The organism is Bordetella sp. MIP270_01_BMS (assembly GCF_054958705.1).
The window spans coordinates 2,031,848-2,046,428 of record NZ_CM143297.1; the positions used below are offsets into that span (position 1 = coordinate 2,031,848).

A 14,581-nucleotide genomic window follows, 5' to 3' on the forward strand; every position below is an offset into this window, starting at 1 on the left:
CACGACGCCATGGATTTCAGAATCGACGCATTGCTCCCGGCCACCGCTGCGCAGTTGTGGGCCATTTTCTTCGACGTCAAGCGCGTCGCCTCGCTCATACCCGGTTGCGAGAACGTGGTCGAGGTCGAGAAGCTCAAGGAATTCTCGGCGGTCATGCGGCAAAAAATCGGCCCCTTCAAGCTCGAGGTGCCCACCGTCATCCACATCACTTCTCATGATGTTGAACGGCAGGTGGCCCTCAAGGCCATGGGCAGCGACAAGGCCACCGGCACCACCATAGACGTGGGCATGGTGGTCAACCTGGAAGAACTGCGCCAGGGCGACAGCGTCATGTGCAAGCTGGACGTCAGTGCCAGCATGCAGGTGGCTGGCCGGCTGGCGTCCCTGGGCTACCCCATCGTGCGCAAACGATCCGAGCAGCTGTTCGCCGAGTTCGAACAGCGCCTGCGCAACGAGCTGGCGAACGTGGGCGGGCCGCGGGCGCTGGCCGCAGCGCCTGAGGCCAACGCATCGACGCCCGCCGTGGCGACGCCCGGCGTGACGACGCCCGAACCTTTGGGTGGCGCGGCGCAGTCGGTCGCGGGCATACCGGCCGGCGCACCGGCGCAACCGGGCCAGCCTGCAGCCCACCCCCAGCCTGCCGCATCGCCGCAAGCGGTCTACGGTCACGTGCCGCCCCCCGAGCCCGCGCGCAAGAGCGGCGCCACCGAACTCGTTTTCCTGTGGCCCCGGCTGGGAATCAACGTGGCCGTTGCCGTGGGGGTGGCCCACGGCGCCGTCGCGCTGGGCCAATCGCCCTGGTGGTGGTTGGCCGCGCCGCTTCTGGGCGTGGCGGCCAGCCTGGGCAAGCGAGGTGCCTGATGCGCCCTGAAAGGTTTTTCCTGCACCGCCCCGAAAGCCTCGAAGAAGCGCTGGCGCTCAAGTCGGAACACGGCGACTCTGCCACCTTCCATGCCGGCGGAACCGAGCTGCTGATCGCGCTGAAAGCCCATGTGCTGCGGTATCAGCATGTCATCGACCTGAAGCGCATAAAGGAACTGAACGGCGTACGGCGGGCGAGCGATGACTCCATCGTCATCGGAGCCCTGACCTCGCATGACACGATCGCCAACGATCCCATCGTGCGCGCCTGCCTGCCGGGTTATGCCGAACTGAGCGAAAACGTGGCGAATATCCGCGTGCGCATTGCCGGCACGCTGGGCGGCGTGCTGTGTTTCGGCGAACCGCATGCCGACGCCCCGACCATGCTTTCCGCGCTGGACGCCTGGCTGGTCCTGGCGGGGCCCGACGGCACGCGTGAAATCCCATCCCGCGACTTCCATCTCGGCGAGTTCACCACTGCGCGGGGCGAAGACGAGATCCTTGTTTCCATCAACATCGCCCCGCAGTCTGCAGGCACGCGGTCCGCCTATCGCGCCTTCGGCCATACCGAGCGTCCGGCGGTGGGCGTTGCGGCGGTCTGGTCTACCGACAACCCGCAGCGCCTGCAGCTGTGGGCGGGCGCAATTTCGTCCAGGCCGGTCAGGCTCGAGCGCGCTGAAGAGGCCGCCGGCGCCCTCACCGGCGTACACGACGCGGCACAGGTGTGGAGCCACCTTCAGGCAGCCGTTGCGGCGGATGCCGAAGGCATCGAGGCCCACGACGATCTGCACGGCGCCGCCGACTACAAACGCCATCTCGTTTCGGTGCTTGCCGAACGGGCTATCAAAGCATGCATATCATGAGCCAGAATTCTCAAGAAGTTCCCCTGATGCGCGTGGACTTCAAGCTCAATGGCGCACCCGCTTCCGTCGAAGTCGAGCCGCGCGAGATGCTGATCGACGTGCTGCGCGACCGTCTGCAGCTGAAAGGCACGAAACGGTCCTGCGATGTGCAGGTGTGCGGCGCGTGCACGGTTCTCGTGGATGGCAAACCCACCTCCAGCTGCACGACATTGTGCGCCGACGCCCACGAACGCGAAGTCACCACCATCGAGGGCCTGGCCAATGGCAAGCAGCTGCATCCGGTGCAACGCGCGTTCATCGCCCACGGCGCCCTGCAATGCGGTTTCTGCACGCCCGGCATGATCCTGGCCGTGAAATCCATGCTTGAACGCCACGCGCAGCCGTCCGAAGACACTGTGCGCCACTACCTGCGCGGCAACATCTGCCGCTGCACCGGGTACGTGAAGATTCTCGAGGCCATCATGGACCTCATCCATAACCCATCCAAGTATCAATAGAGGTACCCATGTCTGATTCCAGAAGTACTCAAGGGCGCCGCCACGTGCTTATCGCGGGCGCGGGAATGGGAGGGCTTACCCTGGCCCTGGCCCTGCTCAAGAAGGGCTTTGACGTCGACGTCTACGAGCAATCGCCAGAACTTCGCGAAGTGGGCGCCGGCCTGTGGATCTCGGCGAACGGTTCGAAGGTCATGAATGCACTGGGCCTGTCCGAGTCGCTGCAGAAGATCAATCTGCCGCCCCGCGACCGGCTGATCCGCTACTGGAAAACCGGCGAATCGAAATCCGTGGTTCCTTCCAACGCCTCGCCCAAGGCCGACCACACGCTGGTTCAGGTGCTGCGTGCGGAACTGCAGCGCGTACTGTATGAGGCCGTCATCAGCATCAAGCCCGGCGCGGTTCATTTCGGCATGCGGACCACCGGCGCCGAAACCGTCGAAGGACGCGCCCGGCTGCTGCTGGACGATGGGCAGTTCGTCGAGGGCGACGTCGTGGTGGGCTGCGACGGCGCGCACTCGCGCGTGCGCCAATCGCTGTTCGGCCCCGCACCGAGCCGTTACACCGATGCGCTGGCCTGGCGTGGCCTTACTCCCATCAGCAAGCTCAAGCCGCAACACCGCGAACCGCTGGCGTCGACCTGGGTGGGCCCCACCGCCCACGTCACCACGTACCCGGTACAGCGCAACGGCGAAATGTTCGTCAGCTTCTCGGCGCAAGTCGACAGCGATACGTGGCATACCGAGTCGTGGTCCGAGAAGGGCGAACTGGCCGATGCGCTCAAAGACTTCGAAGGCTGGCATCAGGACATCCTCGATCTCTTCATCGGATCCGAGAACCTGTTCCGCTGGGGCTTGTTCGTACGCGACCCGCTCGACGCATGGTCCCAGGGCCAAGTCACGCTGGTCGGCGACGCCTGCCACTCGATGACCCCATATCTGGGCATGGGCGTGAACATGACCATGGAAGACGCCTACGTCCTGGCCCGTTGCCTCGAGGCCGGCGGAGACGACATTCCGGCAGCCCTGCAACGCTATGACCGCGCGCGCATCGAGCGCGCCAATCGCACCAAGGCAGAATCATTGAAGATGTTGAAGATATTCCACAGCCCGGCATTGAACGAACCCGAAACGGCATGGCCGTATATCGAACAGAACTGGTCCACCGCTGCCGTGCGCGAGCGATACGACTGGCTGCTGCAGTACGACGCCACCACGGTGGAGATCTGACGCCATGACCCAAGTCCAGACGAAGCGTCCGCGGCCGTGGGACGGAATCATTCCCGAGAGCGAGATCGCCATCTATCAGAAAGCCGGCTGGGGCGCCCCCGCCGGTATCGGCCGCCGCCCCGCGCTGCTGGTCATCGACGTGCAGTACCGTTCGATGGGCTACGAGCCCAAGCCTGTCGAACAGGCCATCGAAACCATGCCCACCAGCTGCGGCGAACACGGCTGGCGCGCGGTGCCGCATATTGCCAAGCTGCTGCGCGCTTTCCATGACATGGGCGCGCCGGTCATCTACCCCTACGTGGCGCCGAAGCAGTCGCATGATCGCGGCCAGTTCGAAGCCAAGGTTCCCAATGTGATGGCCGTGTCCGCCTCGGACTACGACTTCGTGAAAGAAGTCAGCCCCCAGGAAGGCGATATCCGCATTCCGAAGTACCAGGCCAGCGCCTTCCACGGCACCGGTCTGGCCAGTTACCTGGTGGGTCGCGGCATCGACACCGTGGTCGTCACCGGCTGCACCACCAGCGGTTGCGTAAGGGCCAGCGTGGTGGACGCTTGCGCACTGAATTACAAAGTCGTGGTGCCGCAAGACGCGGTCTACGACCGTTCGCAGGTGTCGCACGCGGTGAATCTGTTCGACATGGCAAGCAAATACGCCGACGTCATGCCGACCGACGATCTGGTGCAGTTGCTGCGCGACATCAAGTAGTACGACGAGCGGGGAATAGTCCCCGCCCGCCTCATCACCGGCCGGACTGCGTCCATGCCCACTGGGGCAATCATGGCCGCCGGTGCCAGGAATCTTCGTAGTACGCGGCCGCTACAGTCCAGAAACGGCTTCGAAGCGAAGCCCCAAAGAAAAGCGCCAAAGAAAAGCGCCACCCAAAGGTGGCGCTTTTCTTACCGCTGTATTCGTGGTGGGTCGTGCGCGACTCGAACGCGCGACCAACGGATTAAAAGTCCGCTGCTCTACCAACTGAGCTAACGACCCGACCGAAGCGCGAAATTATGACGCACATCGGCCGGGTTGTCAAAATCGCCTTACCAGGCGGCCACCACGGCGCCCTTGAACTTCTCGGCGATGAAAGCCTTGACCACGGGGCTCTGATAGATGCTGACAAGCTTCTGCAGGTCGGCGCGGCCCTGGTCCTGCTCACGGATGGCCAGCACATTGGCATACGGCGATTCCGAGGATTCGCGTGCGATCGCGTCGGTGTTCGGATCCAAACCCGCTTCAAGCGCAAAGTTCGTATTCACGGCCGACGCGTCGGTGTCGTCCAGCGATCGGGGCAACTGCGCGGCGTCCAGTTCCACAAAGCGCAGCTTGCGAGGGTTCTCGACAATATCGATGGGCGTGGCTTTCAGGCCCGCGTCGGGGTTCAACTTGATCAGACCTTGCTCTTGCAACAGCAGCAGCGCGCGCCCGCCGTTGGTGGGGTCGTTCGGGATGCCGACCAACGCGCCCTGCTTCAGCTCGTCCAGGCTCTTGACCTTCTTGCTATAGATGCCTATGGGGAAGATCACGGTCTTGGCGATGCTGACCAGCTTGTAGCCGCGATCGGCGTTGGCGGCGTCCAGGTACGGCTGGTGCTGGTAGCTGTTCATGTCGAGGTCACCGGCGGCCAGCGCGGCGTTGGGCTGCACATAGTCGCTGAATTCGATGATATCGATCTTCAGCCCTTGTTTCGCAGCCTCTTGCTTGACCACGTCGAACACCTGCGCATGCGGCCCGGCAGTCACGCCGACCTTCAAGGGCTTGTCTTGCGCCAGCGCGGGCTGGGCGCACATGGCGGCGCCCAGCGTCAGCGCGGCCAGCGATTTGATGAATGTGATGCTCATGTTGCTAGGGTTCCGGTAAGAGACGTACGCGTAAAACTCAACGATGCGACATACGGCGCACCAGCCAGTCGCCGAGGCCTTGGACGACCTGCACCAGCACGACCAGCACGACCACCACGGCCAGCATGACTTCCGGCAGGAAGCGCTGGTAGCCATAGCGTATGCCCAGGTCGCCCAGGCCTCCGCCGCCGATGGCGCCGGCCATGGCCGAATAGCCGATCAGGCTGATGATCGTGACGATGGTGGCCGCCACCAGGCCCGGCAGGGCCTCGGGCAGCAACACCTTCATGATGATCTGCAGCGGACTGGCACCCATGGCGCGCGCCGCGGTGATAAGGCCGGCATCGACCTCGCGCATCGCGTTCTCGGCGATGCGCGCCATGAAGGGAATGGCCGCCACCGACAGGGGAACGATCGCTGCCGTGGTTCCGATAGAGGTCTGGGCAATCAGCCGCGTGAACGGGATGATGGCCACCATCAGGATGATGAACGGTATCGACCGGGTCACGTTGACCACGCCCCCCAGCAGACGATTGACGAGCAGGTTCTGCAGCATCGCGCCACGCGCAGTAACGACCAGCACCACGCCCATGGGTATGCCCACCAGCACCGCGATGAGGCTGGGCACACCCACCAGCAGCAAGGTCTCAAGCAGCGAGTTGGCGAGCAGTTCGATCAGTTGCGGGTTCATGGGCAATTTCATCTACAGGTATGTCTTGGGCTGCCAGCGCGGCCAGGGCCTGGCTTACCGCCGCGGCGCTGCCTTGCACCAGCAGGAAAAGCGTGCCGACGGCGACGCCCTGGATATCTTCGACGCGCGCCTGGATCAGGCTGACGTCCAACGCATGTTGACGAGTCAAGTCGGACAGCAGCGTGCCCGCCGATGCACCGCCGGCCAGGCGCACCCGGAGCAGGCGCACCGTAGAGTCCGGCCTTGCCGCCTGCAATGCGGCGATGCGCTCGCGTGTGGCGGCCAACGTTGCGTCGGTCAGGTCGGAAGCGGTAGCGGCCGACACCATCGAACGCGTGACTTCATGCCTCGGGCTGGCAAAAATTTCCTGCGTGCGGCCCATTTCCACCACTTCGCCGTGCGACAGCACTGCCACGCGGTCGCAGATCTCGCGCACCACTTCCATCTGGTGTGTGATCATCACTACGGTAATACCGGTCTGCCGATTGATGTCGCGCAGCAAAGCCAGAATATTGTGCGTGGTTTCCGGGTCCAGCGCCGACGTCGCTTCGTCGCTCAGGAGCACGTCGGGGTCGTTGGCTAGGGCACGCGCAATGCCCACGCGCTGCTTCTGGCCTCCGCTGATCTGGCTGGGGTAGCGGTCGCGCAGGTGTTCCAGCCCCACCAGCGCCAGCAGGCGTTCCACCTTGGCCGGAATCTGTGCACGTGACACGCCGGCGATTTCCAGCGGCAGCGCAACATTGCCATACACCGTGCGGCGTGCCAGCAGGTTGAATCCCTGGAACACCATACCGATGCGGCGACGCTGGCTGCGCAGTCGCGCTTCGTCCAGCCCGGTCAGGGAAGTACCCCCGATGGTGATCTCGCCGCTGTCGGGTCGTTCCAGCAAGTTGATGCATTGAACCAGTGTGCTTTTGCCGGCCCCACTGGGGCCGATAATGCCGAACACCTCGCCCTGCTCGATCTGCAGATTGATGTTGCGCAATGCCTCAAAGCGGCCAGTCGGAGTGGCGTAGCTCTTCGAGAGGTTTTCGATGTGAATCATGATCGGTGCGATTGTGGGGGACCGGCCAACCAAAGAGAACGACTGTTTGCTCTCTTTTTAATAACCGCCGGTTATATAAAACGACAATACGGGGGCACGTCCGAATTGTCCACGCGCCACGGCAGCAGCAACGCGGTGGGGCCGCCCAGGTGGGGCCGCCTAGGTGGGGCCGCCGAGGCAGCACTGCCCAGGCGGGGCCGCCGAGGCCAGCCCGGCAGCGCGCTTCCCCGATCCGGGAATGTGCGCGGCGCGATTTGAATCGAGGCTTACCGTGCCCGCGAAATGCGCACCTCGGCGCCGCGCCGCTTGACCTCGAGACCCTCGGACGGAAGTATGCGCAGCCCTTCCAACCCCTTGATGTAGCTGGACCCCTGCATCTGCATGACGCGGATCTTGTTGCGCATCACGACCGGATTATGGACCGGCATGCCGAACATCCAGACCTCGTCGAGAATGCGGGCCGAATTGAATTCGCCCGCATGTTGCGCCACCGGCCCCAGGCACAGCATATGGCCCTCGCGCCCGAACACCGGGAACTTGTCGGTGCCGCATTCGATGGTCCAGGTGGTGCCGCCTTCGTAACGATGCCCCGTGTTGAGATCCCACCAGGCATCGCCCTTGGGCAGGTATACGCGCACGCTGTCGCCCGGCTGTGTCACCGGCGCAACCAGCAACGCAGGGCCCAACAGATATTGCAGGTCCCAGTCGTGGGCGTCGGGATCATGCGGAAAGCTCAGGGCCATCGACCGCTGTACCGGCAAGCCTGTGCGTACGGAGTCTTCGATCGCGCCCAGCACGTACGGGATGAGCCGGTAACGCCACTGCAGCCAGGTGCGAGCCTGTTCGAGCACGGCGTCACCAAAAGACCATGGCATCAGCGCGGGAACACCCTGGAAGCAGAAGTTGGCCGAGAACACGCCCGCCGTCAGCCAGCGCAGGTAGAGCTCGGACGTCATGCTGTCGAGCGGCGCGGTGGCCGACCCGATGGAATGCACCTGAACCGGCACACCGCTCGCCCCTATGGAGAGCGCGGTACGCAGGGTGTGCTGCAGGCCGTCCCAGTCATTGGTGACTTGCGGGCCGGTCTGCCAAGGCAGGCGCTGCGCGGCCGGGAACAGGTCGGTGCTGGGCACCACGCCTTCGGGCGGGACTTTGTGGCCGGCCACGGCATCGAACAGCGCGCGGCGCGCCAGCAGCGGATACATCGTGCGCAGCGCTGCGCCGGTTTCGCCATTGCGGGCGCTTACGCCGTCGGGAATGGCAATCTGCGTATCACAGATCGGCGCGTCCAGACCGTCTTCGAGCAGTTGCCGGTGGCGCTCGATCCAGAGGTTGTAGACGTCGCGGTAGGTAAGGTCGAGCAGGCCATAAGGGCGCCCCCCCGAAGCGGCATTGCCATCGAAGACCTGCGCGCTGCCGTCTTCGCGAGTGAGCAGCCAGCCACGGTCTTCGAGTTCTTCGAACAGGGGGCTGGACTTGATGACGCCAGGAAATCCGATGGCTGCCACGTGCACGTGGTGCTTGTGAAACAGCGCGAGCATCTGACGCGCATCCGGAAAGCGCTGGGCGTCCCATTCAAATACGGGCTTGTCGGCCTGGAAGCCCCAGGCCGCCGGGCCCGCCAGCCGGACAGCGTCGAGCGGCAACTGCAGCTCACGCATCTGTGCCACCAGCGCGGCGGTATCCGTGGCCATCTCGCCATCGGCCTGCTGCAGCCACGCGCCCATGGCCCACAGCACAGGTTGGCCAGCGCGGCCCGTCAGGGCGGTGTACTGGTTGAGCACTTCGCAGGGTTCACCTGCGAACAGGAATAGGTCGAGCACCGGGTCTTCGACCGACAGGTGGTAGGCGGTATCGACCGGGGCCACGCCCACGGCATGCTGCACGCGATGCAACGTGTTGGCGTAGACGCCCCAGCCGCGCGGGCTCCAGGCCAGCGGCAGCGCACGATGCTCGGGATCGTCCGACACGACGGTTTCGTCGCGGCGGTTCAGGTCGCCCGGTGTCTCGCCCAGGCCAAAGACGCGTTCGCCGGACTGGAGTGCAAAGCTGGCATTCCAGACGGCGTGTTCGATTTCATCGAGCGCATTGAAGCCGAAGGCAGGTTCATGCGCCGACACGTCGGATGCCAGCACCTGCGCTTCGCCACGATACAAGGCGACGCGCACCGGATGGGACTGGACCTCGAGCGTGACGTCGCCTTGGGCGATTCGCCAGCCGTTTCCGTCATCGCGCGGCACGATGGTGCATTCACCGACGGCCTCTTGGCGCGCCAACAGCATTTCGGTGATGGCGCGCGCACGCGCACCGAGTTTGTCGTCGGTAAGGAGATTCGCCTCGCCGCAGCGCAGGCGAAACACACCAGGCGCATGCGCCTCGACTACCAGGCGCAGCCCGTCGCCAGCATCGAAGTCAATGCGGCTCGGGCGCGACGTCAACAACTCGACAGATTCGAGCTGGGTAGTATGGGCATAGTCGAAATTGGGCGGCACAGAGCATCCCCCGGCTTAAGCCAAAACCAATTAAAAGACGCTATTTTGACGGATTTGGCCCCCGAAATAAACTCGGTCCCTGTTTTTGCACCGAATTCGTTCCCGCAATTATCGGCAAATGGTCGCGGTTTGAAGCGCAGCAACCACTTACTTCGCGGACGCACTGAGGCGTACGCCACCGTTAAAACGCCGTTTCCCGGGCATCGTCCGGCATCGCGGCGGCTTCCGTCTTACCGGGGCGCCACCGCCGCCAGCAGGTCGGACGGCAGCGGCAAAGGCTCGTCGTGCAGGCACGCAGCGATCAGATCGCCCGCCAGTGCCGACCACGTAAGGCCTCGCGAGGCATAGCCGGCGGCCAGCCAGAGGCCCGGAGCATGGCCCACGGGACCCACGGCCGGAAGACGCCCCGGCAGCACTGCCCGCCAGCCCGCCCATCCCGGCAACTGGCCGGCTGATAAAGCGGACCAGCCGGGGGGCAGATGGCCCAGCAGCGCAGCAGCCTTGTGCAGAATCGTCTGTTGGCCCGCGACGCTGACCTGCGCGTAGGCGGCGCCATGCTCATACGTACTGCCCGCCACACACCCCCCATCGGTCGACGGCAAGAGGTAGCCCTCGCCACCCACGACACACTGGGGCCCGCCCGCGATGGCCGTCGCTGGCAACTGGCAGACTTCGCCCGCCAGGGCATGCATTTGCGCCAGTCGGGGCAGCGGCTCCAGCAGGTGCGAATCGCGCAGCAGCTGTTGCGCGCCGTATGCATTGGCCAGGACGACGCTTGCGCCCTGCCCCAACAGGTGGCCCGCGGCATCGAGCACCTGCCAACCATGGGCGCCAGGGCGCAGCAGCGCCGCCTGGCCGGTGATTCGGCGCACACCGGCGGTACGCAGCAAGGTGGGTATCAGTGCAGCCGGCCTCACCAGCAGGCCGTCGGCGAAGAAGAGGCCGCCGCGCGACAACGGCATGCCGGCCAGCGACGAGGCCTCCGTGCGGTCCACGGCGCGCACCCACTCGGATGGAAACTGCAATTGGCGCAAGGTCTCGTCCAGCGCGGCGGTACGCCCGGCGTCGCGCTCGAGCTGCACGGTGCCGCAGCGTCGCGGCGCGGCGCCGTCGGGCAGGCCGGCCCACCGCGCCAGGGCGCGTCCGCTGCCCGCCCGCGAAAGGCGTGCGCGTGGATTGTCGTCGCGCGCAATGACAGGCGTCAGGGCCGCTGCGACATGGCCCAGTTGTGCCGCGGCTGCCGCAGGCCGTGCATCGATCACGCAGACCGGACGGCCGCGCAGCGCCAGGGCCTGCGCCACGCCGGCACCGGCCAGGCCACCGCCGATCACGATGACCTCGCCGGCATTGGCGCCATCGGCCGCCCGCGCCTGCGCCCACGGATCCGGACGAGCCGTCTGCGATGCTTGCGCGGCCCGCACGCCCACGGTCATTTGCCACTTGCCGCCAAACCCGGCTTGCTTGCTCACATGGAATCCGGCATCGGACAATCCCCGCCGCACTGTGCCCGCACTGGCCCACGTGGCCACCGTGGCGTCGGGCGCGGCCAGGCGTGCCAGATCCCGCAGCAGTTCGGGCTGCCAGATGTCCGGGTTGCGCGCCGGGGCGAAACCGTCCAGAAAATAGGCGTCCACGCGCGCGCAAAGCAGGGGCGCCACATCGGACGCTGGCCCGAATGCCAGCGTCAGGGTCAGGGCGCCTCCTTCAAATTCAAGCCGGTGTAAGCCGGGCAAGCAGGCGGGCCACTGATCGGCCAGTTGCATGGCCAGGCCCTGCAGGTCAGCGGGCGCGGCCTGGCGCAGCCAGTCGCGCAACGCATCACGGCTGAATGGATGCGCTTCGATCGACAACATATGCAGCCGGCGGGGCCGCGCCGGGTCCTGGCGCCATGCCTGCCACAGCGCGAGGAAATTCAGGCCCAGGCCAAAGCCTGTTTCGCACACGGTGAAGGCCTGCCTGCCGCGCCAGCGCTGCGGCAGCCCGTTGCCACGCAGAAAAACGTGCTCGGCCTGCCCCAGCGCCCCGGACGGGCTGTGATAGACATCCCCGTAGGCGAGGCTGCGCAACCGGGCGTCGGGGCCCAGTTCGGCGACTGGTGGGGTCAAAGGGACATATGCGGCCATGGTGGGTATGGATTTTGCTGAAGGGCGCCAGAATAACCAATGCGACAGGCGTGTTACGTTGGCTGAAAGCCACGGCGCACGTCTTGATTTAGCCCCAAGCCACAAGCTCACAACCACAAAGGCTTACACTGGATTTATGCCGACGACAGAATCCACCCTTACCCCGGCGGCGCAGTTGGATTTGGCTGCTGCCATCGACACTGCTGTTTCAGCGGCCCATACGGGCGCCGCCATCCTGCAATCGTACGCGCATCATCGATCCGACCTGGTCATCGACCACAAGGCCCGGAACGATCTGGTTTCGCAGGCCGACCGCGAAGCTGAGACAGCGATTCTGGAAACCCTGCGGGCCCGTACCCCGCAATTCGGCATCGTTGCCGAAGAAACAGGAGGCGAGCCCCAAGGAGCCGCCACTTGGTATATCGATCCGCTCGATGGCACCACGAACTTCCTGCACGGCATTCCCCATTACGCGGTATCCATTGCGCTGGTCGCCCATGCCGGCGCACGCGTGGCCGGAGCTGGGCCGCTGGACGACGACACGCCGGTCATCGGCGTCATCTACGATCCGTGCCGCGAAGAGCTCTTCACCGCCGTGCATGGCATCGGCGCTTGGCTCAATGGCCGGCGCATCGCCTGCTCGCGCACCAAGTCACTGAATGATGCGGTGCTGGCCACCGGCTTCCCCTTCCGCGACTTTTCATTTGCCAGCCAATACATGCCCATGCTGCAAGACGCCATCTGCACGGCGCGCGGCGTGCGGCGCATGGGCGCGGCGGCCCTCGACCTGGCCTGGACGGCGTGCGGTCGCTATGACGGCTACTGGGAAATGGGCCTCGCCCCGTGGGACGTGGCCGCGGGTACGCTGATTCTGCGCGAAGCGGGCGGCGTATGCCACGACATGCACCGCCAGGATCCATGGCCCGTGGGCGGTCGCGTGGTGGCGGGCAATCCGGCCATCGTCGAGGCCTTGCACGAGCTGGTGGCGCCGCATCTGCGCGCCTGACACGCCCGACCCGCGCCCCGCCTACATCCAGCCCCTGTCGCCATCGGTGGCCATGGTCGGCCTGAGGCATCGGCCGCACCAAGCCGAGCATCTGCGCACACACACAGAATTTCGCATCGGCAGGGCCCGACTCATGGCTTCCGGCAGGCGCCGGTCGGCCGCGACCTGGCTGATGGCCGCTCGACCCGCTCGCGCGCTCCGAACCGTGCGGCCGTCTCGCGACGCGGGCTAGGCCGCGCTGGCGGCGCTTTCGGGCCGCAATTCGCGGCGCAGGATCTTGCCCACGTTGCTCTTGGGCAGTTCCTCACGAAACTCCACGGCATGCGGGCGCTTGTAGTTGGTGAGCTTTTCGCGGCACCAGTCTATGACCTGCCGTTCGGTCAGTGCCGGGTCTTTCTTCACGACAAAGGCCTTCACGGCTTCGCCCGATCGGTCGTCGGGCACACCCACCACCGCGCATTCGAGCACGCCTGGGTGCGCCGCGATAACCGCCTCGACTTCGTTGGGGTAGACCTTGAACCCCGACACCGCGATCATGTCTTTCTTGCGGTCGACGATGCGCGTATGGCCTTTTTCATCCATGATGCCAATATCGCCGGTACGGAAGTAGCCATCGTCGGTCATGCAACGCCGGGTTTCCTCGGGTTTCTGCCAATAGCCCAACATGACCTGTGGACCGCGGATGCACACTTCGCCGCGCTCGCCCCACGGCACCTCATTGCCCTCATCATCCAGGATGGCCACGTCGGTCGACGGAACCGGCAAGCCGATCGAGCCCGAGTACTCGGTTGAAGTCGTCGGGTTGACGGTCGCGACGGGCGAAGTTTCCGAAAGGCCATATCCTTCAATGAGCGGGCGCCCGGTGATCTGCAGCCATCGTTCGGCGACCTGCCTTTGCACGGCCATGCCGCCCCCCATCGTCAGGCGCAGCCCCGAGAAATCGAGCTTGGCGAATTCCGAGTTGTGCGCCAGCGCATTGAACAAAGTGTTGACGCCCGGGAAAATATTCACGCCGGTCTTGCGCCAGGCGCCGATCAGCGCGGGCTGGTCGCGCGGGTTGATGATGAGCAGGTTGCGCATGCCGGTGAATATGCCGAACAGGCCGCAGACAGTCATGGCGAACACATGGTAGAGCGGCAGCGCGCTGATGATCGTCAGCTGCGTGTGGTCGAGGTCGCGCAGCGCGGGGCGCGCCACCGCCTGCATCTGCAGCACATTGGCGATCAGGTTGCCATGTGACAGCATGGCGCCCTTGGGCACGCCGGTCGTGCCACCCGTGTACTGCAGCACGGCAACGTCGTCATGCCCCAGGGCCGGCGGCGTGAACGACATGCGTGCGCCCTTGGCCAGCACCTGTGTCAGCCGCAGCGCGCCGTCGATACGCCAGGCCGGAATCATGCGCTTCACGTAGCGCGCGGCCAGATTGACCAAGGGGGCCTTCAGTCCGCCCAACAGATCGCCGGGCCCGGGCACCACGACATGCTTCAGCGTGCCGCGATCCGTCACGTCTTGCAGCGTGCGGGCGAAGTTTTCCAGTATGACGATGACTTCGGCGCCGCTGTCCAGCATCTGCCTCTGCAATTCGTCGGCCTTGTACAGCGGGTTGACATTGACCACTACATGTCCGGCCCGCAGGGTACCCAACAGGCACACCAGGTAGGCTGGCACGTTGGGCATCATCAATGCGACTCGCGCGCCCTTCTGCAGGCCGAGACTTTGCAACCAGGCGGCAAAGGCGCGAGCGTAGGTATCCAACTGGGCATACGTAAGATCGGAGCCCATCGATGTGCAGGCCACCCGCTGAGCGTACTTGCCGCACGACTGGTCGAGCAGGTCGGCCAATGAGGAGTAGGGCTCGGTGGAGATCTCGGCGGGAACACCTTCGGGATACTGCGCGAGCCAGGGACGGGACGACATTGCTTGCCTCCGAGCGTTGTTTTA

The 14,581-nt window shown here is 65.1% G+C and carries 12 protein-coding genes and 1 tRNA gene; 6 read left to right on the top strand and 7 right to left on the bottom strand.

All coding sequences use genetic code 11. The features are described from left to right. The first annotated feature begins 9 nt into the window (after positions 1-9). Genes ACV17W_RS09510 through ACV17W_RS09530 form a run of 5 tightly spaced genes read left to right on the top strand, consistent with a single transcriptional unit; the run spans position 10 to position 4,153 of the window. Entirely contained in the window at positions 10-861 is an 852-nt protein-coding gene (locus ACV17W_RS09510) for a CoxG family protein (protein ID WP_462596176.1), read from the top strand. Further along, the gene (locus ACV17W_RS09515; RefSeq protein ID WP_462596177.1) at positions 861-1,724 is read left to right on the top strand and encodes an FAD binding domain-containing protein; all 864 of its coding nucleotides are present in this window, start codon (positions 861-863) and stop codon (positions 1,722-1,724) included. The genes ACV17W_RS09510 and ACV17W_RS09515 overlap by 1 nt, the downstream gene beginning before the upstream one ends. Then, positions 1,721-2,221 (top strand): (2Fe-2S)-binding protein, encoded by a 501-nt coding sequence (locus tag ACV17W_RS09520; RefSeq protein ID WP_462596178.1) that lies wholly within the window; start codon positions 1,721-1,723, stop codon positions 2,219-2,221. The genes ACV17W_RS09515 and ACV17W_RS09520 overlap by 4 nt, the downstream gene beginning before the upstream one ends. Positions 2,222-2,229: 8 nt before the next feature. After that, a complete protein-coding gene (locus ACV17W_RS09525; RefSeq protein ID WP_462596179.1) occupies positions 2,230-3,447 on the top strand; it encodes an FAD-dependent oxidoreductase in 1,218 nt (405 codons plus the stop codon). 4 nt (positions 3,448-3,451) lie between these two features. Beyond that, entirely contained in the window at positions 3,452-4,153 is a 702-nt protein-coding gene (locus ACV17W_RS09530; RefSeq protein ID WP_462596180.1) for an isochorismatase family protein, read from the top strand. Positions 4,154-4,359: 206 nt separating this feature from the next. On the opposite strand, the gene ACV17W_RS09535 is transcribed toward ACV17W_RS09530, so the two are convergent. The 6 genes from ACV17W_RS09535 to mnmC all read right to left on the bottom strand — a co-directional run bounded on the left by ACV17W_RS09535 (position 4,360) and on the right by mnmC (position 11,634). Further along, positions 4,360-4,435, bottom strand: a tRNA-Lys gene (locus tag ACV17W_RS09535). A gap of 50 nt (positions 4,436-4,485) precedes the next feature. Beyond that, entirely contained in the window at positions 4,486-5,283 is a 798-nt protein-coding gene (locus ACV17W_RS09540) for a MetQ/NlpA family ABC transporter substrate-binding protein (protein ID WP_462596181.1), read from the bottom strand. Between the two features lie 37 nt (positions 5,284-5,320). Next, a complete protein-coding gene (locus ACV17W_RS09545; RefSeq protein WP_462596182.1) occupies positions 5,321-5,974 on the bottom strand; it encodes a methionine ABC transporter permease in 654 nt (217 codons plus the stop codon). Beyond that, positions 5,931-7,019 (bottom strand): methionine ABC transporter ATP-binding protein, encoded by a 1,089-nt coding sequence (locus tag ACV17W_RS09550; RefSeq protein ID WP_462596183.1) that lies wholly within the window; start codon positions 7,017-7,019, stop codon positions 5,931-5,933. Before ACV17W_RS09550 ends, ACV17W_RS09545 begins: the two co-directional genes overlap by 44 nt. Before the next feature lie 266 nt (positions 7,020-7,285). Then, the gene (locus ACV17W_RS09555; RefSeq protein WP_462596184.1) at positions 7,286-9,511 is read right to left on the bottom strand and encodes a glycoside hydrolase family 31 protein; all 2,226 of its coding nucleotides are present in this window, start codon (positions 9,509-9,511) and stop codon (positions 7,286-7,288) included. A gap of 230 nt (positions 9,512-9,741) precedes the next feature. Next, positions 9,742-11,634 (bottom strand): bifunctional tRNA (5-methylaminomethyl-2-thiouridine)(34)-methyltransferase MnmC2/FAD-dependent 5-carboxymethylaminomethyl-2-thiouridine(34) oxidoreductase MnmC1, encoded by a 1,893-nt coding sequence (mnmC, locus tag ACV17W_RS09560; RefSeq protein WP_462596185.1) that lies wholly within the window; start codon positions 11,632-11,634, stop codon positions 9,742-9,744. 136 nt (positions 11,635-11,770) lie between these two features. On the opposite strand from mnmC, the gene ACV17W_RS09565 reads away from it, so the two are divergent. Then, positions 11,771-12,640 (top strand): inositol monophosphatase family protein, encoded by an 870-nt coding sequence (locus ACV17W_RS09565; protein WP_462596186.1) that lies wholly within the window; start codon positions 11,771-11,773, stop codon positions 12,638-12,640. 228 nt (positions 12,641-12,868) lie between these two features. Here ACV17W_RS09565 and ACV17W_RS09570 read toward each other — a convergent pair whose 3' ends face one another. Next, a complete protein-coding gene (locus ACV17W_RS09570) occupies positions 12,869-14,557 on the bottom strand; it encodes an AMP-binding protein (RefSeq protein WP_462596187.1) in 1,689 nt (562 codons plus the stop codon). Between the last annotated feature and the right edge of the window lie 24 nt (positions 14,558-14,581).